Source organism: Indolivaga macrotermitis (assembly GCF_900128985.1).
GTDB lineage: Bacteria > Bacteroidota > Bacteroidia > Bacteroidales > Dysgonomonadaceae > Dysgonomonas_A > Dysgonomonas_A macrotermitis.
In genome coordinates, this window is sequence record NZ_FQUC01000014.1 from 76,228 (window position 1) to 99,466 (window position 23,239).

Genomic DNA, 23,239 nt, shown 5'->3' on the forward strand with positions numbered 1-23,239 from the left:
TTACACATGCAGAATTGTTCCGTCGGATCGTAAGACTATAATTCGCTCGTGATCATTCCTTTCCAACTCCAGCTTGTATATTGTTTGCGAACCGTATATCATCTTGGTTATCTCTTCGAAATGATAATCGGGATATACAGCAATAGAAGCGTTTTTTACTATTGCAGGAAGGTCTTTCTCTTCAATTTCGTATTTGTAGGCAATTAAATTGGCTTCTTTGTTATAATAGGCTTTATAATCTGTATCTCCTATTTCGAATTTTACACTGTAGATATCATTGCTCATTTTCCATTCTATGTCCTTAGCCTGAGGAAAGTCTGTCCGGTGTTGCTTTGACAGCTGGTCTGTAGGACGGGTCTTTGCCGGATGGGATATTTCGTAAATGTTCAATAAAGAATCGGCTGTCTCATAGGTGTATTGGGAAGAAACAGGCGGAGTAACCTCAATCGTCCTGTGTTGACAGGAAATTAGCAGGAGGCTGATGGTATAGAATACGGCTGTGGGGTATATTCTCATTTCAGTTAAATTTTAGGGTGATTGTATGTATACCATTAGAATAGTTATGATTTATTTGTATGTTGTATTGTTCGACAATTGTTTTCACTATGGAAAGCCCTAATCCCGACGATTGTTTACTGCCGGAGTACGAAACATATCGACTGAAAATATCAGTATTGTCGGGAGGTAAAGGTTCGCCACTGTTGGATATCGTAATTGTTTTATTGTCGAAAACTATATTTATATGTCCACCTGTTTTGTTGTGGGCAATTGCATTTTTTACGAGGTTATTTACCATAATAAAAGCCAGATCCCGGTTCATGTTTATTTGGGGGATACCTCTTTTTTCAGTGTTTATGGTTATTTCCTTATAGTCAGCTAAAGCTTCGAAATCTTCCAGAACCTCATCGAATACATGTGTGAAGTCGATAAGTTCATTTCTGGTGAACTGTTTGTTTTTTATTTTAGATAGTAACAATAATGTATTATTTAATCTTTTAGTTCGTCCCAGACTGTTAATCACTACGTTTATATCTTCAACTTGCTGTTGAGAAAGACTATCGTCATTCATCATCAGTTCTAATTTTCCTATAGCTATCGCAATAGGAGTTTGAAGTTCATGGGATGCGTTTTCGATAAAATGCCTTTGTTCGGCATATGCATTAATGTTCTTTTCCAATAATTCTTTAACCGATTCTATCAGGTCTGAGTATTCGGATATGGAAGTTGTGGGCAAATCGGGCATCTGCCTCTCGTTTAGTTTGAAATGCTTAAGTTGGCTCAGAAGGGTGTAAAAGGGTTTACTGCTTTTGTTGATGATTCTTTTAGTCGCAATTATCAGGAATAGCGAAAGTGCTACCCATAATGTCATGAGAAGATAAAGCATATTCTCGATCATATCGTCGCTCTCGACTGTGGATGTAAATATCTTTATCCGGTAATATTCGTTATCTTGGGTACAAAGAAAAGCTGTTGTCAGCATGCGTACTTCTTCCTTCTCTTGCTCACTTTCGAAATATACGAATGTGTTGGAGTATACTTCTTTCATGCCAATGGCTTCTTCGTACGATATTTTCTCGATAAAGAGATTTAAGGGATCGTATTTTGCCATATTATCCATGAAGTCGGGAATTTTATTGGCTTCCAATATCAATTCCTGTTTCAGATTGTTAAGACCTTCATCTATTCCGTCATATATTTCATTCATTTGTTTGAAGAAATAGATAACAGACCAGATCAGTAAGATCAGTATAAAAAGAAGAGATAGTCTCAACGTCAGATAATTTGCCAGTTTCATATTATTCGTTCAGGAAAAGACATTATCACTCGGGTTTTAAACGGTTACTTTATAACCTACACCATATACATTAGAGATGGTTATATTGGCATCATTCTCTTTCAGCTTTTTTCTGAGATTTTTAACCTGGGAGTACACAAAGTCGAAGTTATCTGCCATATCTATATTATCTCCCCATACGTGTTCGGCCAAAGTCTCTTTTGTTATCAGGCGGTTTGTGTTTACAACGAAAAAAGATAGGATATCGAATTCTTTCCTGTTTAACTTAAGTTCCGTTCCGTCAATCTCCACAATTCTCGCAGAGAAGTCTATGAATAGATTGCCCAAAGTCAGATTGTTTTTTCCTCCTTGCTGCTTCCTGCGGATTACCGCCTTGATGCGTGATGATAATTCCGCCAGATGAAACGGCTTAGCAAGGTAATCGTCTGCCCCCGAATCCAGACCACTGATTTTATCATCGACCGAATCTCTTGCGGATATAATAATGACATTGCCGCGGATACCCTTTTTTTTCATTTCCTCAAGTATCTTCAGCCCGTTTCCTCCGGGTAGATTGATATCTAAAAGAATGCAGTCATATTCGTACATGGCAATTTTCTCCATTCCAGAGTCGAAGTCTGTAGCTCTTTCTACCAGAAAGTTTTCGGACTCCATAAATGTTTCTATAGACTTCAGCATTTCAAATTCGTCCTCAATAACAAGTATCTTCATTCGCAAATGGTTATAGTGAATATTTCAAATTTAGAAAAAAATAGCAGCTTACAGTAACGAAAATAGAAGGAAATACCAGAGATTGGTATTTCCTCCACCTTTTGGTTGTTTATGAAAATAATTTAATAATCAATAGTCCTGAAAGTTCCGTTCCATTCGAAAATCAGTTCCAGATTATTATTAAGGGTCACTTCATAGCCATTCTTCTGGTTGTCTTTGTCTATTTCGACAATGTACTGGCTGGGATATGTTGTTTGTACGTATTCGGAAACAATGTCCAGTGGTGATAGTGCAAGGATACTTGCCGGTAATTGCTGATGATTTCCATCAACGTTTTTCCATACCCCTTGTTTGTCGAAATCGACTTCATAACCGTTTGACAGATACACATCGTAGCTGTCGTTATCTTCTTCTACAAGCCGTACCGTAACGCCGGGGAAGTGAGTTTCTATAAATAGCCGCGATTCGGCAGGCAGGCTTTCGTAAGAGATCTTCTTGTCATCGTCATCATCACTGCATGAAGTATACGTAAATGCCAGTGTGATAATGCTTAATGTAAATAGTAACTTTTTCATTTCTTTTGAGTGTTTATTTATCAATTCCTATATAGTTTCCTTGTTTATTAAATATGAGTTCAATATAATTGTTCGATATATTTACCTCATACCGGTTATCGTCTATCGAGACTTTTATTATCATCGATTCCGGATATTTTTCTCTAACAAATGAGGTTATTCCGGCTGGTATTAATTGAGAGGGAACCGACGCGTTATGCCTCTCTATTTTATCCCATTCCCTATTCCATTTGAATTCGACATAAGTATCGTCTTCCAGCCAGACACCATAATCGAGAAAGTCGATCTCTGCACTGCGTATATTGGTTTCAGGGAAATTTGTATCAATAAAGTCTACGATACTTTTCGGTAGACTGTCTTTAGCTACAAGCCTGTTATCGTTATATACATCCAGTACAAAGAATGATAAGCAAGCTATGGCTATAATGGCAATTGCGGTAATGATAATCTTTTTCATAATTGCATGGAGTTATGATTGGTGTCTGTTTAATAATCAGTAATTTCACTGATAAATGCCCCGTCTTCTTTGTATATCACAATTAATTCGGCATCAGTACGTTTGTTTTCCAATTCGATGATATATCCTTTTATTGTACCTTTCTGGAAATAATCACAGCCATCGACTTTATATTCAGTGTATTTAGCTGCAACGGCATTTTGTACAGTGCTTGCTATAGTGGGGTATCTTACTTCCTGAGTGTACATTAATAATGTTCCATCGCTTACATACCATGCTTCGTAATCAACATTAGCTATTTCAAAATCTACCTTATATACATTACCAACATAGTCCCAGTCGATATCTCGTGCTGATGCAAATTGGCTGTTGAAAGCTGTAGTTACTAATACCGGAACATTGGCTGCGTTTATATCTTTATCCCTGCCTTGTTGATAGCTTGCTAATAAGGCGTCTATCTCGTCGTCGGTATAGTTTCCGTCAACAGGTATTTCAGGTGTGGTTACTGGTTCTTCGGTATTGTCTCCTGAAGTGCTTGCCTTGTAGAATGAATTGGATATATATGTTCCGTCTTCGGTGAAGTATGCATCTTCTTCAATATTGAGGTTTTCTAATTCTACTAGATACCCTGCACTATTGGCTTTGATTACTTTTTCGACATCTTCGATTGTATAACCGTTGAATTTGTCAGATATCGCTGTTTGTACACTTTGGGGTAATGATGATTTGGTTATGTCGAATCTGTATGCCAGTAATGTTCCATCTGAATTGTACCATGCGTCATAGTCTACATTGTTGATCTCAAAATCTACTTTATAAACATTAGCCGAGGTTTCCCAATCAATATCCCGTGCATTAGGGAATACAGTCTTAAAGTTTGAGGAAATAGCTGATGGCACATTGGCCGGAAGAATATCGGTGTCGTTCCCCGAATAGTATGCGGCAATAAGAGCATCTGTTGCTTCGTCTGTAAGTGTACCACTGATTTCGGGAGTCGAAGTTTCGGCATCGTTGGCGGGTTTTACAGAATCATCTTCCCAAAGGTTCTTGGAGATAAAAGTTCCGTCTTCTTTGTAAAAAGCATGAACTTCTGTCTTGTTTTTCTTCAGGTCGACATAGTATCCAATAATTTCGCCTTTATATACTTTCTCCGCTTCATCAAGAGTATATCCTGTATAATCGCTCGCTATAGCAGATGAAACGGCTGAAGGCAATTCGCCGTTCGCTATGTCATATTTGTACATCAGTAAATTGGCATTGCTGTCGTACCATGCTTCGTAATCGACATTGCTGATTTCGAAGTCTATTTCGTATACGTTGTTTGATGCCTTCCATTCAACATCGGTTGCGTTAGGGAATTTCTTGTCGAATTCTGTCTGAATATTGCTTACCGATTGAGCGGATGTGGAAGGGGCTGAATAGTATTCAGCAATTCTGAGTTTGATCTCACTTTGCTGAATACCTGTTACTTCTGTACCTCCATCGATTAGGTCGGAATTATTGTCATTGCTGCATCCTACACTAAACAGGATGAAGGAGCTTAAAAAAAGAGTTGTTACTAAAGACTTCATATTTATAATGTAATTTTAATTAGATGATTTCTCATTAAGCTTGCATGCTTAGATTCTTGGACATTCAAGAATATATTGCAAAGGAAATGGGCAAATCTGGAAATATTTGGGAATAATCGGGTCTCGGGGTAAATGCTTTGGAGGAAGTCTTTGGCAGTTGCTTGATTTATAGTTAATAAAACTCAAAAAATTACAGCAGAAGTTTATGAGTATTGTCTCTTTTTAATAAAATTATTACATTTAAAATCGAATCAAACTACATGCTATGATAGAAAGCCTGACTGAGTTTTACGAACGTATAAACAGTAGAGGTCCTATGATTTTAAATAAGGGGGAGGAATATATTGATATTGATGCAAGCAAATGTAATATAGGGAAAACCTCTTTCAGCTACCGGGATTTTTATAAGGTTGCCTTAGTTCTGGATATCGGTAAATTATATTATGCCGACAGATGGATAATGGTGGACAGACCGGCTATTCTCTTTTCGAATCCGTTGATTCCTTATGCGTGGGAAGCAATTGAAGCAGGAAGCGAAAGAGGAATGTATTGTATATTTAATGAATCTTTTCTTAAATCGGGAGACCGCAACAGTTCGTTAGCGGAAACTCCGCTTCTCGACATTTCCAAAGAACGTATCTATTTTATAGATGACAACACTGTAAACAATATAAAAGAACTGTTTGCTAAAATGCAAGCGGAACTAACATCTGACTATACACAAAAAGCCGATGTTCTGCGTTCGTACCTCCATTTACTTGTACATGAGTCAGTGAGGGGGCAGTTATCGGATTCTTATATTCCCCAGAAAAATGCGGGACAACGTACAGCTGAATTATTTTTGGCTTTACTGGAACGTCAGTTCCCGGTCGAAATACCGTATAAGGGACTAACACTTAAAACAGCAAATGATTATGCCGAACGTTTATCTGTACATGTAAATCATCTCAACAGGGTGGTTAAATCAAGTACGGGCAGAACTACATCGACATTAATTATAAACAGAATTGTACAGGAAGGAGTGCAATTGCTCCAACATTCTAACTATTCGGTAGGGGAGATAGCTTTTGCTCTGGGCTTCGAAGAACCCGCATCTTTTAGTAATTTTATAAAGAAACATACGGATTTATCACCGACAGCACATCGATCGCCTCAAATTGTTTGAATTGAACAAATGATCGTTTGATTTGCAATAGTGATGATTTCCTCTCCATGGTAATTTTGGTAAACGAACTAAGTAATTTACAAACATGAAAACAAAGTCGTTATTATCAGTTATTATTATCATGCTATTTATCGGAAGTCTCAATGTGTGTGCGCAATCGTCAACTAATCAAAAGAAAGCTTTGATAGTTTATTATTCTCTGCGTAATGGTAATACCCGTATAGTTGCAGAACATATTCAAAAGAGTGTAGGCGGTGATATCTTTAGGATAGAAACCGTAAATGATTATCCGTCTGTCTATAATGAGGTTACAGCACAGGCAAAAAGAGAATTGGAATCGGGATACAGGCCGCCACTTAAAAACAAAGTCAAGGATTTTAGTCAATATGATGTAATATATATCGGGTCTCCTAATTGGTGGAATACAATTGCTCCGGCTGTTATGACTTTTTTGGAAAGTTATAATTTCGAAGGCAAAACAATTGTTCCTTTTATCACTCACGAAGGTAGCCGGCTGGGAGCTAGTGTAACCGATATTAAGAAAATGGCACCTAAAGCAACCGTTCTGAAAGGACTTCCGGTTAGGGGAGGTTCGGTAAACGAAGCTATGCCTGATGTTCAGAGATGGCTGAAAGATCTAGGGCTGATAAAGTAATACTCTGATTAAAAACTTAAATAACCACTTTAAAAGAAGAACATGCTACGAAAAATCAGGATTATAACTGCCGGTATATTCTTTTTTCTTACGACCTTGTTGTTTCTGGATTTCACCGGATCATTTCACTTATGGTTTGGTTGGATGGCAAAAGTACAACTCGTCCCTGCTATACTGGCGGTAAATGTAGTCGCAATTATTTTTCTGCTACTACTCACATTTATTTTTGGTAGATTATACTGTTCTGTAATATGTCCGTTGGGGGTATTTCAGGATGGCATATCTAATGTATCGGGGAGAAGAAAAGGCAAGAAAAACCGTTTCAGGTACTCTTCTCCTAAATCGTACTTACGCTATGGCGTACTGGCATTGTTTGTAGTTTCTATGCTTGCCGGTATCAGTGTCGTTGTTTCCGCTCTGGATCCTTATGCTTCGTATGGGCGAATGGCGTCTGGATTCTTAACTCCTCTTTACCGTTGGGGTAATAATCTCTTAGCTCTGGTTGCAGAACGGATTGACAGTTATGCCTTTTATTCGGTAGATGTTTGGATGAAGAGTTGGATTGTATTCGGTGTAGCAGTAGCAAGTCTTGGAATAATTGCAATTCTTGCATGGAGACATGGGAGAACGTATTGTAATACGATTTGTCCGGTTGGGACATTACTTGGGTTTATCTCACGTTTTTCGATCTTCAAACTTCATTTTGAATTAGAAAAATGTAATGGGTGCGGCTTGTGTGCCCGTAATTGTAAATCGTCTTGTATTGATGCCAAAACAAAGAATATAGATTACAGTAGGTGTGTAACCTGCTTTAACTGTGTGGAGAAATGCAAATCGGGAGCAATCGTATATACATCTCGAAAATGGGGCGCTAGCAAAACTCCGGTAGATACTGTGGATGTGCATCATACTTCGAATACGGAAAATGATAAGGATGGAATGTCGCGCCGCAGTGTACTTTCATTGTTAGGATTACTGGCTTTTACTAATATTGTAAAATCTCAACAGATAAAGGTTGATGGTGGATTAGCTACTATTGAGGATAAGAAAATACCGGATAGGAAAACTCCTATTGTTCCACCTGGAGCATTAAGTGCCCAAAATATGAAGCAGCATTGTACTGCCTGCCAATTGTGTATATCGGGTTGCCCTAATGGAGTATTGCGCCCGTCGAGTAAGCTTGTCACGTTGATGCAGCCGGAGATGTCTTATGAAAGAGGGTATTGCCGTCCCGAATGTGTGGAATGTTCGCAGGTATGTCCTGCCGGAGCCATAAAACCGATAGACATTGCTGAAAAATCTGCAATATCTATTGGCTTAGCTGTCTGGATTAAAGATAATTGTGTGGTGAATACAGATGAGGTACAATGTAATAGCTGTGAATATCATTGTCCCACAGGAGCTATTACTTTAGTCGACAGGGATCCCGGTTATAGTGATTCTCTAAAGATTCCTACAGTGGACAAGGAGCTTTGTATCGGATGCGGGGCATGCGAAAATCTGTGTCCGGCACGTCCGTTTAGTGCAATTTATGTAGAAGGTAATGTCAGGCATCATTCTATCTAAGGTCTCGAACCTTAAAAAAAATGGATAAATAGTATGGAAAATAAAGGCAAAAAAGAAATAAGCAGAAGAAGTTTTCTCAAAGTATTGGGAGCCGGTTCTGTTGCTGCTACAGCTGCATTATATGGATGCAAGTCTGATAATAAAGTTTCAGCAGAGGGGGGGACATTAGGAGAAGTTCCGACTGATAAAATGACTTACCGTACCACCCCTACCACAGGAGACAAAGTTTCTTTATTAGGATATGGTTGTATGCGTTATCCTTTGAGGAAAAACTCAAAAGGCGAAGAAGAGGTCGATCAGGATATTGTAAATGAACTGATTGATTATGCTATTGCACATGGTGTCAACTATTTTGATACATCTCCGGTATATGTGAGGGGGTGGTCCGAGGCAGCTACAGGTATTGCTTTGAGCCGGCACCCCCGCGATAAATATTTTATTGCGACCAAGTTGTCGAATATGAATAATAACCCGAATGTCCGTTCGTATGAAGGATCTTTGGCGATGTATAAAAAGTCGTTTAGCGAACTTAAGGTCGATTATATCGATTATTATTTATTGCATACTGTCGGTAATGGAGGGATGGAAACTTTCGAAAACCGGTATATAGATAATAAAGTACTTGATTTTTTATTGAAAGAACGCGAAGCAGGCCGTGTACGTAATCTGGGATTCTCGTTTCATGGCGATATTGCTGTTTTTGATTATTTGCTGGCAAGCGATATCAAATGGGACTTTGTTCAGATACAGCTGAATTATGTCGATTGGAAACATGCGACCGGAAGTAATACGAATGCCGAATACTTGCTTACTGAACTGGAGAAGAAGAATATCCCGGCTGTAATTATGGAACCTCTCTTAGGTGGACGTCTTTCGAGGGTACCTTCCCAGGCTTTGAATATAATGAAAGAGATACACCCCGAAGATAGTGCCGCACAATGGGCATTCCGTTATGCTGGCACACCTGAAAGTGTTCTGACGGTATTGAGTGGCATGGTATACATGGAACATTTGCAGGAAAATATCCGGACATATTCTCCTCTGATTCCATTGCAAAAGAAAGAATATGAAGCTTTGGACAGGGTTACGGAAATCATGCTGAATGCCGACTATGTACAATGTACCGAATGCCAGTATTGCATGCCTTGTCCTTACGGGCTTGATATTCCGGGAGTTTTCGGGCATTATAACCGTATTGTTAGTGCAGGAAATAAATTGAAAAGTTCGAAGGATGAAAATTATAAGAAGGCACGTACTGCATTTCTTGTCGGATATGACCGTAGTGTGCCAAAGCTTCGGCAGGCAAGTCATTGTATTGGTTGCGAGATTTGTAAACCTCACTGCCCGCAACGGATCGATATACCAACCGAGATGAGGCGTATAGACTTTTATACCGAACAATTAAAACAAAAAATAGAATTTTAAGGAGTAGATGGAAAAAATAATAACGGTATTACATGATGGAAATTATTCCTGTGTAGTCGAAAACAGTAATGGTATACATACTTTTTCGCAACGGGGAGTAGCTGATTTATACAATATGGTGAAGAATCAGCCCAGATTTTTGAACGGAGCGTCTATCGCAGATAAAGTTGTAGGTAAAGGTGCTGCTACGTTGATGATTTTAGGAGGTATAAAAGAATTGTATGCTGATGTGATAAGCCATCCGGCTTTAGCCTTATTGCAGGAGAACGGGATTGAACCGGAATTTGAGACCGTAGTACCTTTTATCGAAAACAGGGATAAGTCGGATTGGTGTCCTCTGGAAAAGATTTGTTACGAAGAATCGTCACCGGATGCTATTTTGCCTTTAATTGAGGAATTCATTAATAGGATGAGAAAGCTACAAAATACATAAGATCATATTTGTCGAAAATTAAAATACAATCATATAATGGAATCAACTACATTAAAACTTTATTCTTTGAATTATAAAGAACTGAGAACTTATCTAGTGGCATCGGCTTTTGTTCTGGGGAATATTATTCTTCCACAGATTTGCCACTTAATTCCGAATGGAGGTTTGATACTGCTTCCGATCTATTTTTTTACTTTGATAGGGGCGTATAAATATGGGTGGAAAGTAGGTTTACTTACGGCGATATTGTCTCCGTCAGTTAATTTTCTTTTGTTCAGTATGCCTCCGTTGGCAGTGTTGCCTGCTATATTGTTAAAATCGGTTCTTTTAGCAGGTTTTGCAGGATTAGCCGCAAAATATTTCAAGAAAATATCTGTCCTTATATTGTTGGCTGTTGTTTTGTCCTATCAGGTTTTAGGAACATTGGGCGAATGGCTTTTGAACGGGAACTTTATTCTTGCCATTCAGGATTTCCGTCTGGCAATTCCCGGAATGTTGTTGCAAATATTCGGAGGGTACTTATTTATTAAACATTTAATTAAAAATTGATATGGAAAGTCTACTATTGATAGGGGGGCTTGGCTTACAGGAGATTCTTCTTATTGCATTGATTATTCTGTTGTTTTTTGGTGGAAAGAAAATTCCCGAATTAATGAAAGGGCTTGGTAAAGGAGTGAAAAGTTTTAAAGACGGGTTGAATGAAGTTGAAAAAGACAATAAGCCATCCGGACAGTCCGAAACTTCTCTGGATAAGGAAACAGAAGAAAAATAAGATTGTATATGTCGACCAAAACCCTCACATTTTGGGAACATTTAGATGAATTGAGGGCTTCTTTAATAAGGATTGTTATAGTAACTGTAATATTCGGTTTTATTGCATTCTTTTTTAAAGATTACCTTTTCAGTCTTGTTCTGGCTCCTAAAAATGAGAGCTTTGTTACTTATACCATATTTCGGGATATAAGTAATTTCTTCTTGTCGTCAGGAAATGAAGGTGAAGCATTTTCTGTGCAATTAATTAATACCGGTCTTGCCGAGCAATTTGTTATACATATGAAAGTTGCTATGTATGCAGGACTCTTGTGCGCATCACCTTATATCCTATATTTGTTATTTAGGTTTGTAGCCCCTGCCTTATATAGTAATGAGAAAAGATATGCTTTTAGAGTTGTTTTAGGTGGGTATATAATGTTTTTGTTGGGTGTGTTACTCAATTATTTTCTTATATTTCCATTAACATTCCGGTTTTTAGGGACATATCAGGTGAGTACCGAAGTTGTTAATATGATATCGCTGCATTCTTATGTAGACACATTAATGATGCTGAGCTTAATGATGGGGTTGGTATTTGAGATCCCTATTTTATGCTGGTTATTTGCTAAGTTTGGTTTTCTCTCTGCTCCTTTTATGAGAAAATACCGGAGGCATGCAATCGTAATTTTGTTGGTAATTTCTGCTGTAATAACACCTACTACCGATATTTTCACACTGCTACTAGTGGCAATGCCAATGTATTTGTTATACGAGATAAGTATTCTGATTGTGATGCGTTGTAATAAAATCGAAGAAGTATTGTAGATTCCTATTTAGTATAATCGTGTTGTTCATTTATATACCCGTTGTCCCAATATTCTTTCATTAGATCGAATTTGGAGAGAACATCTTTACATACTTTTAGATATATATTTCCGAATCCTAAAAGGTGTTTTTTGTCGTATCTGAACCAATCTTCAGTTAGGCTGCTATTAGTTTTCATATTTGATTGAATCCGTTTTCTTGTATATAGATCATGAGCAGTCAGTCTTTTTACCGGGATTCGATCCTCCCACAGTAATGTAGTTTTATCAACGATGCAATTAGCTATTTCTATAACAAAGCCTCCTCCATGTAAATCAAACTGAAAAGTCAATAGGTTAACTTTGGTACCTGTTATTCGCCTGAAATGAGGGAATGAACCTCTGAAATCTAAAAGTCGTAACTGAGGTATTACGTAGTCTTTCAGATAAATATCCATCGTTTTTCTGTCCGTATTATTCATATCCCCAAACATATAAAAAATAGTTTGTTCTTAACCCTTTTTTGATGCAGAATGGTGATTGATAGAAGAGAAAAAGTATAAAAAATGACGGAAATTCCATCCTTTTTTCCTTTCTCGGTGCTAATAAATCCTTTTTCTTAACAATTCTGCCATATGTCGATAGAATAACCCTGTCTGTCGAAAATATTTTATATAAAAATCGCTCCTGTTTATATTTGAAATAAGAAAGAATTGGAAGTCGGACTCAATACTGGGTTCCGTTTCGAATTATGTTGAATTTGTAAAACAATAGGTTGGTCTGATTTGTTGAAACTCAAATATAAATAAGAGGTATGAAGGTTTGGTATAAATTAGTTGTACTGGTTATCATCGCTTTATCGGGCAATCTTTCAGCTCAGGAAAAATGGACACTGCGCGATTGCATTGAGTATGCCAGGCAAGAGAATATTCAAGTAAAAAAATCCCGCATAACTACGGCTAGTTCGGATGTAGACCTGAATCAGGCCAAGGCTGAGCTTTTCCCGAGCCTAAGCGGAAGTGTTTCGCAGAGTTACAGCCATGCAAAAGATGCGGCTAATGACTACAAGTACAAAGGGCTTTTCAATGGCCAATATGGAATAAATGCAAGCTGGACGGTTTTTAATGGAAATAAAAACCGGAATAATATTAAGCAAGCGGCTTTACAAAAAGAGTCTGATGCACTCACTTCAGAACAGCAGCAGAATGATATAGAGATATCGATTACCCAAACTTATCTGCAATTGTTATATGCTCGTGAGTCTATAAAGAATAACGAGAATATAGTTGCTTCGTCCGAGGCTCAGTTGAAACAGACAAAAGATTTTTTGGATGCAGGCAGTATCACACGTGCAGAGTATGCACAGGTCGAATCTCAATACAGTTCTGATAAATATAATCTAGTATTGGCTCAAAACTCGTACGATAGCTATTTTCTGCAACTTAAGCAGTTATTGGAATTTGGTATAAATGAAGAGTTAGCGCTCGATTTTCCCGAGGTGAATGACAGTGAAATAGAAGCTTTAATTCCCTCTAAATATGAAGTATATCAGACCGCATTGCAAATAATGCCCGAGATAAAGAATAATAAGCTGGGAATTGATATTGCGGAAGTTTCCAAATCGTCGGCAAAGGCTGGTTATATCCCAACTATATCGCTCAACGGAAGTATTGGTACAAGTAATATTTGGAACAGTGGTTATCCTGCTTTCACAACTCAGATTAACAGGGGATTCAATCAATATATCGGGCTGTCAGTCAGTGTACCTATTTTTGATAATCGCACTAATAAATCGAATGTAGAAAGGGCCAACCTCCAGATACAAACTGCCGAATTAAATTATACTCAAGCACAAAAGGATCTTCTAAGCACTGTCGAAAGCCTGTATCTGGATGCTGTATCAGGGCAAAGTAAGTATAGTGCAGCTAAAGACAAACTTACATCATCGGAACTTAGTTATACTTTGGTGAAGGAGCAATATGCTCTGGGAATGCGCAATACGGTAGAGTTGACTACCGAACAGAATAATTATGCAAATGCTTTGCAGGAACTGCTGCAAGCTAAGTATTCGGCTTTATTGAGCCTTAAATTACTGAACTTCTATCAAGGGAAAGAAATAACAATGTAAAGAAGCCCTCAGGCTTTTATTATTCGACTAACATAATATCTTTTACTTATAATATACTTTGGAAATGAATAAAGGAAATAAAAAATATCTGATCATAGGAGGGGTAATTCTTCTCACTGTATTGGCGTTTTTCTTTTGGCCGAAAGGAGATAAGAGTTCTTATGCACTGGTAACAGAGCCGGTAAAAAAAGGAGACCTTACTACTGCTGTTACAGCAACAGGTACAGTAGAACCAATAACACTGGTTGAAGTAGGTACGCAGGTTTCAGGTGTAATCTCTAAAATTTATGTAGATTATAATTCTGAAGTAAAAGCAGGTCAGGTGTTAGCCGAACTGGATAAGCGCATGTTAACATCGGAGCTTGAAACAGCTCAGGCTACATTGCAATCCAAAAAGGTGGAACTTGATCAGCAACAACGGACATATAACCGTAATAAAGGATTGTGGGAGAAACAAGCAATAAGTAAAGCTGATTGGGAAGCCGTAGAAACAGCATACGAGACAGCTAAATTAGCGGTGTCTTCTTCTCAGGCTGCGGTTTTCAAAGCCCAGACAAATCTTGGTTATGCAACCATTGTATCTACCATTGATGGGGTAGTTGTATCACGAGCTGTAGAAGAAGGACAAACGGTTGCTGCTTCGTTCAGTACTCCGACTTTGTTTACTATTGCTAATGACTTGACAAAGATGCGTGTTATAGCCAATGTTGATGAAGCTGATATAGGTCAGGTAGCCGAAGATCAAAGAGTAATGTTTACTGTGGATGCTTATCCGAATGACGAGTTTCAGGGTAAAGTTGTACAGGTTAGACTCGAAGCTACGACTACATCTAATGTGGTTACTTATGAAGTGGTTATTGATGCACCTAATCCCGATCTCAAACTAAAACCCGGCTTAACTGCCAATGTTAATATATATACGTTGGAAGAAAACAATGTACTTATTATGCCTGCTAAGGCCTTACGATTTGTTCCTGATCCCGAATTAATGAGTCAGGTAAAAGATATCGAAGTAGAACAAAGTACCGAGAATGCGGCAACGGGTAAAAAATCGGTTTGGGTTAAGTCTGGTAATAAGATAAACCAACGCACTATTACTATAGGTACAAGTGACGGAATCAATATTCAGATACTGGGAGGTTTGGAAGAAGGTGCTGAAGTTGTTACCGGTATTACCGAACATTCGCCGAAAGCTCCCGTAAATGAGGCCAATGGTGAATCGAGTCCTTTTATGCCAAAACGTCCGGGGAAAAAATAAAGGACAGATATACAGGTATAAAAAGATTTAATCAAACAATGAACCATTAGGTTATGAATACAGGACAAAAAAGAGAAATCATAAAAGTCGAAGATATAAAGCGCGATTATGTTGTAGGAGAAGAAGTTGTACATGCTTTGCGTGGTGTTAGCTTTACAATATATGAAGGTGAATTTGTGACTATTATGGGTACCAGTGGTTCCGGAAAGTCAACACTGTTAAATGTTATAGGGTGTCTGGATACTCCTACTGCCGGAGAGTATTATCTGGATGGCATATCCGTTCGTAAGATGGGTAAGAATGAGAGGGCAACACTGCGTAACCGCAAGATTGGTTTTATTTTTCAATCATATAATCTGTTAGCTAAAACAACGGCAGTCGAAAATGTGGAACTTCCGCTGATGTACAATCCCACTATCTCGGCTAAAGAGAGACATTCGAGAGCAATAAAGGCATTGACGGATGTAGGGTTGGGCGACCGGTTGAATCATAAGTCCAACCAGATGTCAGGAGGGCAACAGCAACGTGTGGCTATTGCACGGGCGCTGGTAAATGAACCGGTTATAATACTTGCCGATGAAGCTACCGGAAATCTGGATACACGGACATCGTTCGAAATTCTGACATTGATGCAGAAACTTCATCAGGAGGAACATCGTACAATTATTTTCGTAACCCACAATCCTGAACTGGCTCATTTCAGTAGCCGTAATATTGTTATAAGTGACGGACGGATAAAATCTGACACATACAATGACGAGATTAAACTGGCACGCGAAGTATTGGAAACTCTACCAAAAGAGGAGGCATAATCTATGAATATAGTCAACTTATTTAAAATAGCATTGCGTGCACTGAATGGAAATAAATTCAGGGGATTTCTGACCATGCTCGGTATCATTATCGGGGTAGCGGCGGTAATTGCGATGCTTGCTATCGGACAAGGCTCGAAAAAAAGTATACAGGATCAGATATCGACCATGGGTTCGAATATGATTAATGTTCGTCCCGGAACCGGACAGTTCGGAGGGGTACGCCAAAGTTCCAGCAGTATGCAAACTCTAAAACTCGAAGATTATGAAGCGATCGAAAGCCAGGGTGAGTACATCAGTGCTGCTACTCCGGAAGTATCTTCGTCGGGACAGGTTATTTTTGGAGCGAACAATGCACCGACTACAGTTTACGGAGTAAATCCTTCTTACCTGGATATTCGGAAATATACTGTCAGTGAAGGTAGTATGTTTACTGAGGCTGATGTGAAAGCTTCTACCAAAGTTTGTGTAATCGGACAGACTGTTGTAGAGAATTTATTTACCAACGGTGAAGATCCGATCGGGCAAACAATCCGTTTCAATAAAATACCGATGAAGGTAATCGGTATATTGACTTCCAAGGGCGATAATACTATGGGGATGGATCAGGATGACTTGGTACTTGCTCCGTATACAACTGTGCAGAAGCGTATACTTGCTATTACCTATATTCATTCTATTGCTGTTTCGGCAATAAGCGAAGGGGCAACCGAAGATGCTATTGCCAGTATAGAGGAAATATTACGCCAACGGCACAAGATAGGGATAGGGCAGGAAGACGACTTCAATGTGAGATCACAAAAGGAACTTATATCCATGATGAGTTCGACAACCGATATGATGACCGTTCTCTTGGCTTGTATCGCAGGAATTTCACTCTTTGTAGGTGGTATCGGTATTATGAATATCATGTATGTTTCGGTAACCGAGCGTACCCGCGAGATCGGGTTGCGTATGTCTATCGGGGCTAAGGGTGTCGATATACTGATGCAATTCCTGATAGAAGCTATTCTGCTCAGTGTTACCGGAGGTATTATCGGCGTAATATTGGGGATAAGCAGCGCATATGTAGTAAAGAATGTACTGATGTGGCCTATTGATATACAGCCTTATACAATATTCCTTTCTTTTGCAGTATGTTCTGCTACCGGAATATTCTTTGGATGGTACCCTGCCAAGAAGGCTTCGGATCTGGATCCTATAGAAGCCCTTAGATATGAATAAACAGGGATAATGATATAAAACGAGAAAGAGTCAGGTTTAAACCTGACTCTTTCTCGTTTTTATGAAATAAATTAACAGCTTATTATTTTAACCATTCGTCGAACCATCTTTTGAATTCTCTTTGGAATAAGATTCCGTTTTGAGGTTTGGCAATCCAATGGGTTTCATCCGGGAAAATAAGCATCCGGGTAGGAATACCTCTTAGTTTAGCAGCATTAAATGCCATCATTCCTTGTGAAGCAAGAATACGATAATCGTGTTCACCATGAGTTATCATAATAGGAGTGTCCCATTTGTCCACAAATTTATGAGGGGAATTTGCATATGAACGTTGAGTGATAGAATTGCTGCGATCCCAGAATGAGCCGCCTAAATCCCAGTTGGCAAACCACATTTCCTCGGTTTCCAGATATTGGGCTTCGAGGTTGAAGATTCCGGCATGAGCTAAAAATGCTTTGAAACGTTTATTGTGGTTTCCTGCTAACCAATAGGTCGAAAATCCTCCATAACTGGCGCCTGTACAACCTAGCTTATCTGCGTCAACAAAAGGCTCTTTGGCAACTGCATCTATAGCCGAAAGATAGTCTTTCATATTTTGCCCGCCGTAATCGCCACTGATCTGTTCATTCCATTCCTGTCCGAATCCGGGTAATCCTCTACGGTTAGGGGCAACGATAATGTAACCATTTGCAGCCATCATTTGCAGATTCCAACGATATGACCAGAACTGGCTAACTGTACTTTGAGGTCCTCCCTGACAGTAGAGTAGGGCAGGATACTTCTTATTAGGGTCGAAGTTTGGCGGATATACTATCCATGTCAGCATTTTCTTGCCATCGGTTGTCGGTATCCAGCGTTCTTCCACTTTACCCATTTTCAACTGATCCAGAATCTCTTTATTTTCAAATGACAGTTGTGTTGTATTGCCGTCGGTAACATTAACAGCATAAATCTCATTTGGTTGAGACATAGAATGACGAAGGGCAATCAACTTATCGCCGGCCAAAGAAAATGATTCATAATCATGAACACCCTCGGTTACAGGCTTAATTTCTTTTGTGTTTATATCTGCTTTGAATATTTGAGTCTTAGCTTCTACACAACTAACAATATAAAGACTCTGATTGTCGTCATTCCATTGGGCGAAGTCTGTATTATAGTCGAAATTTTCAGAGACATTAGTCTTTTCACCGGTAGAAAGGTTCATTACAAATAAGCGGTTCTTATCCGACTCGTAACCATCACGCTCCATACTTTGCCAAGCGATGTATTTACCATCAGGTGAGAATATGGGGTTAATGTCATATCCCATCATCCCATCTGTAAGGTTTTGTGTTTCTTTAGATTCTATATTATAAAGGTAAATATCCGAATTTGTAGACAAGGCATAAGCCATTCCTGTTTTCTTACGGCAAGTATATGCTATGGTCTTGCTGTCGGGGCTCCATGCCAGTTGCTCAACGCCGCCGAATGGAAGCATGGGACATTCATAAGGTTCTCCATCCAGAATATCAGTATCGTTACTCAACTTGCTACCATCGAAATCGGCAATAAAGCTATGAGGGATTTCTTCTATCCATTCCGACCAGTGTTTATACATTAGGTCTTCGATAATACGTCCTGAGGCTTCGGGTAAATCGGGATAGATATCGGAAGTACGTTTTCCAAATTTTATATTTTTGATATACAATATCTTCTTACCATCAGGCGAATAGCTGAAACCGTTAATGCCTCCTTCAATTTCGCTAATCTGGGCACGTTCTGATCCGTCAGGATTCATTTCCCATATTTGAGGTGAGCCACTTTCTACTGAAAGGAATGCTATTTTAGATCCGTTCTTCACCCATACAGCACTGTTTTCGCTTGTTTTGGTTTCAGTAATCTGCTTGTTATCCGAACCATCGATATTCATCGTGAATAATTCGCGGTTGGTTTTATTCTGCTCAACACTAACATAGGTCACCCCGTAAAGGATTTTAGAATTATCGGGAGAAACAACAGCTTCACTAACTCTACCGAAGCTATATAGGACTTCCGGAGTCATTATTCCGTCCGATATCTTTATCGTTGATTTTCCGATAAGAGGAGCATTGCTTTTCTCTTTTTCGTTGTCGTTTTTGCCCGAACCACAGGCAAATAAGCCTGCACTCAATGCAATTGCCATAATCGATTTGAATTTCATTTACTTAATTATATTGATTGTTTAATTTTAAAACAAAGAGTTTCAAAGTTATTCATTTTTTGTAAGATAAGAAAAATACATATTATTAGTAGATATATATTTAATCCCATGAAACGTCAGTTTTAACTTTTAGATCGTTTTTCATATTCAGAAATTTTTCAGGTAATCCGGATAGTATAGGATAACTTCTTAATGGCATTGCTTGTATTGGTTTTGTGAGCGATTTTCCGTTATCGTAGATAAATGTCACACTTTCGGCTCGTCCTTTTTGTATATTATCAAAAACTGCCCCTCTCCGATTATTAATTATTACATCATCATCTATCAGTGCACTGTGTATTTTATTAATATCCCAATCTTCGATTGATCTTAGAGGACGGTTATCCGGAATATATTCGTCATTTTCTTTCCGGTAGAAACGGACGGATTTCTTGGGCTCAAAGCATATCTCTAAAGCACCCTCCGGAATAGCTCCATATTTATAGTCGGGAGCTTCTGCTACTTCCAGCCAGATGGATGTGATGTTGAGGCTGGCATTAGGCCTTACATTGTTCGAGAAATGGAGTTTGGCTTCCGCCAGCAATTCTGCGGCATTGTCGGAGTACCCGTTTTGACGAAAATGACTCATCATATTTCTAATAGCTTCTGTTTTATCAGCCACATCTTTGGTCATAGCTTTCACTTTCTTATTTATTGCAGAATTGTGAATCTTATCATTGGTGTAGATGAATGCGATAAGCCCGTCAGGGTTTTTCTTTACGGGAGACAGGGCAATACAATACTTTGGGTCGATGCCTTTTATGGTATATATCCCCAATCCCGGTTCGTAGATAGAAGCACCTTCTGGCCAGCTGTAATCTTTAGGGAAGGCTCCTTGCGGTATTATAACCTTACTTGTAGTTGTACCTAATAATTCGTCGATATTTTCGATCCAAATACTTCCGTAATCTCTGGGCAAAGTGTATGACTCTCCATTAAATACAACTCTGTTGGGCCACGGATTGTCGAGGATATATTGTCTTTCTTCTTCTAATTTCCGTTGGGCTTCGACAATGCGGTCTTTAAGTTTCTTATCCATCTTTTCAAGGATGGCTTTATCCCTTTCGTCATTATTATCAGTAGAATATACAAGATACCCTTTAGTCTCTCCGGTTACTCGAGTATCGTTCTCCCTTGCCACATAGTTTAAACTGTGAATCCCTTTAATCTCGAAAATTCTACTACTCCTATAAAGAGAAACTGGTGGATCTGTTGTGAAGTCTATCTCTTTTATAAACTTTATCCCATTTTGGGTATGAGTAATAATGCCTAATTGTTTGCCTATATCAGTAGAGTCAATTGCCAAATTTTCAGGAATATAATTGCGTCCCAATATATCAAAAGTGTCATGGAGTATAGGTTTTTCTATCATAGGTGTATTTTTTCTGCCATTATCCGGTATCTGACCTTTACATTCAACTTGAGATAAGGATATGATATTTATAATCAGGTATATTATATAGTATTTTGTCATAACAATCAAAAGTATGTGGTTACTGATATATGCCAAACTGGTAAATTTTATAAGAATAGGCATTATCCCGGAGTTTTATATTTAATAGTTTAATTGAGTGTTAAATATAAACTCTAATTTTGAAAGATTTTAATATAAGACATTTTATATTTTGTATATCTTTGATATGCATTATTAATGATTGAATATCTAAAAACAAATTCATACCATGAAGAAACTATTATTTCTATTGACTTTCGCTGTGGTCGCAATAGTCGTAAGAGCACAATCCGAAGCGAAATATCTGGCAGGAGCTGTTCCCGAAGTGGATGGTCGTGTTATATTTTCACGAACTATTAGTGTGGCAAAGCTTATAGCCGACGACAAGTTATTTGATCTGATGGAAACATGGGCAAAAGAAAATTATGCTTCGAAAGCCGGCTCAAAACAGAGAGTCCTTCTGGTAGACAAGTCTGGTAGTTCCATAGCTTGTCAGGGTGATGCCGATCTTGTGTTTAAGAGTACTGCATTGTCTCTGGATAAGGCAGGCATGTTGTATCAACTGATTATTCAGGTACAGGGCGGTAAATGCGAGGCTTCGGTAAGGAGTATCAAGTATGAGTACAATGATACCGGAAGCAAAGTAAATACTTATCCGGCTGAGGAAATGATAGTGGACAAATATGCACTGAATTCGAAAGGAGATAAATTAAGCAGCTATTATAGTAAATTCCGTGTTCATACAGTTGATTCTGTAAATGCTATTTTCGACAGGATAGATGTTTATCTGAATGGAGTGAAAGTTAGAGCCGGAGCTGTGGAACGTGAGTATAATACGCTTGCACCTGTTGCGCAACAAGCACCTGTTCAGGCTGAGCCAGTAGTCAGCCAGTCCGGTGCGGCGTTACCGATTGCAGGTAGTGCTCTTTCCGAACCAAAAGCTGTTACATCAATAGCAACTCCTGTAGTTGAAGCTTTAGACGAGGTTCCTTCTACAATGGTTGGGTTTCGTCAGGTATTGCCTGATAAGATTCCCGGGAATATTATCAAGCTTCTAAATAACTGGACTCTGATTACTTCGGGAACACCGGATGATACAAATGTTATGACAGCTTCGTGGGGCGGTTTAGGTGTGTTTTGGGAAAAGCCTGTTGCTTTTTGTTTTCTAAATCCGACGCGTTATTCCGTTTCTACAATGGACAAAGGAGATACATACACAATATCGTTCTATACCGAAGCCTATAAAGATGCTATGCTGTACTGCGGGCAGAATAGCGGACGCAATACTGATAAGATAAAAGGGTCGGGGCTTACTCCGATCAAAACACCTTCGGGCGCAACAGCTTTTGCCGAGGCATGGATGATTTTCGAATGTAAAAAGATTGTGGCACAGCAAATATCACCGGATGCTGTTAAAACAACCGAGATAAAATCCGACTGGTCAAAGAACGGATTTCATAAAATGTATATAGGAGAGATTCTTAACGTTTGGATCAAATAAGATATTTCCGGTAAAGAAAATAAGAAGCGGGTTGGTATTATAATATCAACCCGTCTTTCATATGTATAACTCTATCAGTGATTTTTGCCAATTCTTCATCATGTGTTACGATGACGAATGTTTGTCCGAATCGGTCTCTCAAGTCAAAGAAAAGCTTATGTAATTCTATCTTATTTTCTGTATCCAAGCTACCCGAAGGCTCATCAGCCAGAATTACGGAAGGATTATTGATCAATGCCCGTGCTACTGCTACACGCTGTTTCTCACCTCCTGAAAGCTCATTCGGTTTATGTTCTTTTCGGTCTGATAATCCCAGAAGATCGAGTAACTCCGTTGCTTTTTGCTTAGCTACAGATTCCTTTTCTTTTGCAATAAGGGCAGGTATCATTACATTTTCGAGGGCTGTAAATTCGGGTAATAGCTGATGGAACTGGAATATAAAACCGATATTCTTATTCCGGAAGTCGGACAGTTTAGTATCGCTCAGGTTATTTATGATTTGGTCGTTGATACTAACACGACCCGAATCCGCTTTGTCCAATGTTCCTATAATCTGTAGTAGGGTAGTCTTTCCTGCACCGCTGGCTCCTACTATGGATACAATTTCGCCTTGATTGACTGTAAGGTCGATTCCTTTCAAGACCTGTAATTGTCCGTAACTTTTGGTTAGTGCCGATACCTGAATTAAAGGAGTTGTATTTTTTATCTCGTTCATGAGACTGTTCTTATTTGG

At 38.7% G+C, this 23,239-nt stretch carries 23 protein-coding genes; 13 read left to right on the forward strand and 10 right to left on the reverse strand.

Annotation, left to right across the window (positions count from 1 at the left end; translation table 11 throughout):
- The 6 genes from BUC12_RS15740 to BUC12_RS15765 form a co-directional block, all read right to left on the reverse strand.
- Complete coding sequence (locus tag BUC12_RS15740) at positions 1-516, reverse strand: hypothetical protein (protein WP_062181801.1); 516 nt, start codon at positions 514-516, stop codon at positions 1-3.
- A gap of 1 nt (position 517) precedes the next feature.
- Positions 518-1,795, reverse strand: coding sequence for a sensor histidine kinase (locus BUC12_RS15745; RefSeq protein WP_062181804.1), 1,278 nt, complete (start codon positions 1,793-1,795; stop codon positions 518-520).
- Between the two features lie 36 nt (positions 1,796-1,831).
- Positions 1,832-2,506: a response regulator transcription factor gene (locus BUC12_RS15750; protein WP_062181807.1), complete on the reverse strand. Its 675-nt coding sequence runs from the start codon at positions 2,504-2,506 to the stop codon at positions 1,832-1,834.
- Between the two features lie 122 nt (positions 2,507-2,628).
- Positions 2,629-3,081 (reverse strand): PepSY-like domain-containing protein, encoded by a 453-nt coding sequence (locus BUC12_RS15755; RefSeq protein WP_062181809.1) that lies wholly within the window; start codon positions 3,079-3,081, stop codon positions 2,629-2,631.
- Positions 3,082-3,094: 13 nt separating this feature from the next.
- The gene (locus tag BUC12_RS15760; RefSeq protein WP_062181812.1) at positions 3,095-3,538 is read right to left on the reverse strand and encodes a PepSY-like domain-containing protein; all 444 of its coding nucleotides are present in this window, start codon (positions 3,536-3,538) and stop codon (positions 3,095-3,097) included.
- Between the two features lie 29 nt (positions 3,539-3,567).
- On the reverse strand, positions 3,568-5,109 hold the full coding sequence (locus BUC12_RS15765) for a PepSY-like domain-containing protein (RefSeq protein ID WP_062181815.1): 1,542 nt from the start codon (positions 5,107-5,109) through the stop codon (positions 3,568-3,570).
- A 265-nt stretch (positions 5,110-5,374) separates the two neighbouring features.
- On the opposite strand from BUC12_RS15765, the gene BUC12_RS15770 reads away from it, so the two are divergent.
- The 8 genes from BUC12_RS15770 to tatC all read left to right on the forward strand — a co-directional run bounded on the left by BUC12_RS15770 (position 5,375) and on the right by tatC (position 11,931).
- A complete protein-coding gene (locus BUC12_RS15770) occupies positions 5,375-6,274 on the forward strand; it encodes a helix-turn-helix domain-containing protein (RefSeq protein ID WP_062181818.1) in 900 nt (299 codons plus the stop codon).
- Positions 6,275-6,359: 85 nt separating this feature from the next.
- The gene (locus BUC12_RS15775; protein WP_062181820.1) at positions 6,360-6,929 is read left to right on the forward strand and encodes a flavodoxin; all 570 of its coding nucleotides are present in this window, start codon (positions 6,360-6,362) and stop codon (positions 6,927-6,929) included.
- A 42-nt stretch (positions 6,930-6,971) separates the two neighbouring features.
- Positions 6,972-8,495, forward strand: coding sequence for a 4Fe-4S binding protein (locus BUC12_RS15780; RefSeq protein ID WP_062181823.1), 1,524 nt, complete (start codon positions 6,972-6,974; stop codon positions 8,493-8,495).
- 33 nt (positions 8,496-8,528) lie between these two features.
- Positions 8,529-9,920: an aldo/keto reductase gene (locus BUC12_RS15785; RefSeq protein WP_062181827.1), complete on the forward strand. Its 1,392-nt coding sequence runs from the start codon at positions 8,529-8,531 to the stop codon at positions 9,918-9,920.
- Positions 9,921-9,927: 7 nt separating this feature from the next.
- Complete coding sequence (locus BUC12_RS15790; RefSeq protein WP_062181830.1) at positions 9,928-10,353, forward strand: DUF1893 domain-containing protein; 426 nt, start codon at positions 9,928-9,930, stop codon at positions 10,351-10,353.
- Between the two features lie 36 nt (positions 10,354-10,389).
- The gene (locus BUC12_RS15795) at positions 10,390-10,902 is read left to right on the forward strand and encodes a hypothetical protein (protein WP_062181833.1); all 513 of its coding nucleotides are present in this window, start codon (positions 10,390-10,392) and stop codon (positions 10,900-10,902) included.
- Position 10,903: 1 nt separating this feature from the next.
- Positions 10,904-11,125, forward strand: a complete 222-nt coding sequence (gene tatA / locus BUC12_RS15800; protein ID WP_062181836.1) for a twin-arginine translocase TatA/TatE family subunit — start codon at positions 10,904-10,906, stop codon at positions 11,123-11,125.
- An 8-nt stretch (positions 11,126-11,133) separates the two neighbouring features.
- The gene (gene tatC, locus BUC12_RS15805; RefSeq protein ID WP_062181839.1) at positions 11,134-11,931 is read left to right on the forward strand and encodes a twin-arginine translocase subunit TatC; all 798 of its coding nucleotides are present in this window, start codon (positions 11,134-11,136) and stop codon (positions 11,929-11,931) included.
- A gap of 4 nt (positions 11,932-11,935) precedes the next feature.
- Here the strand turns inward: tatC and BUC12_RS15810 are convergent, their stop codons facing one another.
- Complete coding sequence (locus BUC12_RS15810) at positions 11,936-12,391, reverse strand: DUF4304 domain-containing protein (RefSeq protein WP_157257551.1); 456 nt, start codon at positions 12,389-12,391, stop codon at positions 11,936-11,938.
- Positions 12,392-12,723: 332 nt separating this feature from the next.
- Between BUC12_RS15810 and BUC12_RS15815 the strand changes: the two genes are divergently transcribed.
- The 4 genes from BUC12_RS15815 (at position 12,724) to BUC12_RS15830 (ending at position 17,331) form a co-directional block, all read left to right on the forward strand.
- Positions 12,724-14,037 carry a TolC family protein gene (locus tag BUC12_RS15815; RefSeq protein ID WP_062181845.1) on the forward strand — a complete coding sequence of 438 codons (1,314 nt, stop codon included), beginning with the start codon at positions 12,724-12,726 and terminating at the stop codon, positions 14,035-14,037.
- 64 nt (positions 14,038-14,101) lie between these two features.
- The gene (locus BUC12_RS15820) at positions 14,102-15,295 is read left to right on the forward strand and encodes an efflux RND transporter periplasmic adaptor subunit (protein WP_062181847.1); all 1,194 of its coding nucleotides are present in this window, start codon (positions 14,102-14,104) and stop codon (positions 15,293-15,295) included.
- Between the two features lie 53 nt (positions 15,296-15,348).
- Positions 15,349-16,107 carry an ABC transporter ATP-binding protein gene (locus BUC12_RS15825; protein WP_062181850.1) on the forward strand — a complete coding sequence of 253 codons (759 nt, stop codon included), beginning with the start codon at positions 15,349-15,351 and terminating at the stop codon, positions 16,105-16,107.
- Between the two features lie 3 nt (positions 16,108-16,110).
- Positions 16,111-17,331, forward strand: a complete 1,221-nt coding sequence (locus BUC12_RS15830) for an ABC transporter permease (protein ID WP_062181853.1) — start codon at positions 16,111-16,113, stop codon at positions 17,329-17,331.
- A gap of 82 nt (positions 17,332-17,413) precedes the next feature.
- On the opposite strand, the gene BUC12_RS15835 is transcribed toward BUC12_RS15830, so the two are convergent.
- Both BUC12_RS15835 and BUC12_RS15840 read right to left on the reverse strand, forming a co-directional pair.
- Positions 17,414-19,513 (reverse strand): dipeptidyl-peptidase Dpp5, encoded by a 2,100-nt coding sequence (locus BUC12_RS15835; RefSeq protein ID WP_062181855.1) that lies wholly within the window; start codon positions 19,511-19,513, stop codon positions 17,414-17,416.
- Positions 19,514-19,613: 100 nt separating this feature from the next.
- Positions 19,614-21,089: a hypothetical protein gene (locus tag BUC12_RS15840; protein WP_062181858.1), complete on the reverse strand. Its 1,476-nt coding sequence runs from the start codon at positions 21,087-21,089 to the stop codon at positions 19,614-19,616.
- Positions 21,090-21,234: 145 nt separating this feature from the next.
- Between BUC12_RS15840 and BUC12_RS15845 the strand changes: the two genes are divergently transcribed.
- Positions 21,235-22,506 (forward strand): DUF4468 domain-containing protein, encoded by a 1,272-nt coding sequence (locus tag BUC12_RS15845; protein WP_062181861.1) that lies wholly within the window; start codon positions 21,235-21,237, stop codon positions 22,504-22,506.
- A 37-nt stretch (positions 22,507-22,543) separates the two neighbouring features.
- Here the strand turns inward: BUC12_RS15845 and BUC12_RS15850 are convergent, their stop codons facing one another.
- Complete coding sequence (locus BUC12_RS15850) at positions 22,544-23,221, reverse strand: ABC transporter ATP-binding protein (RefSeq protein ID WP_062181863.1); 678 nt, start codon at positions 23,219-23,221, stop codon at positions 22,544-22,546.
- Between the last annotated feature and the right edge of the window lie 18 nt (positions 23,222-23,239).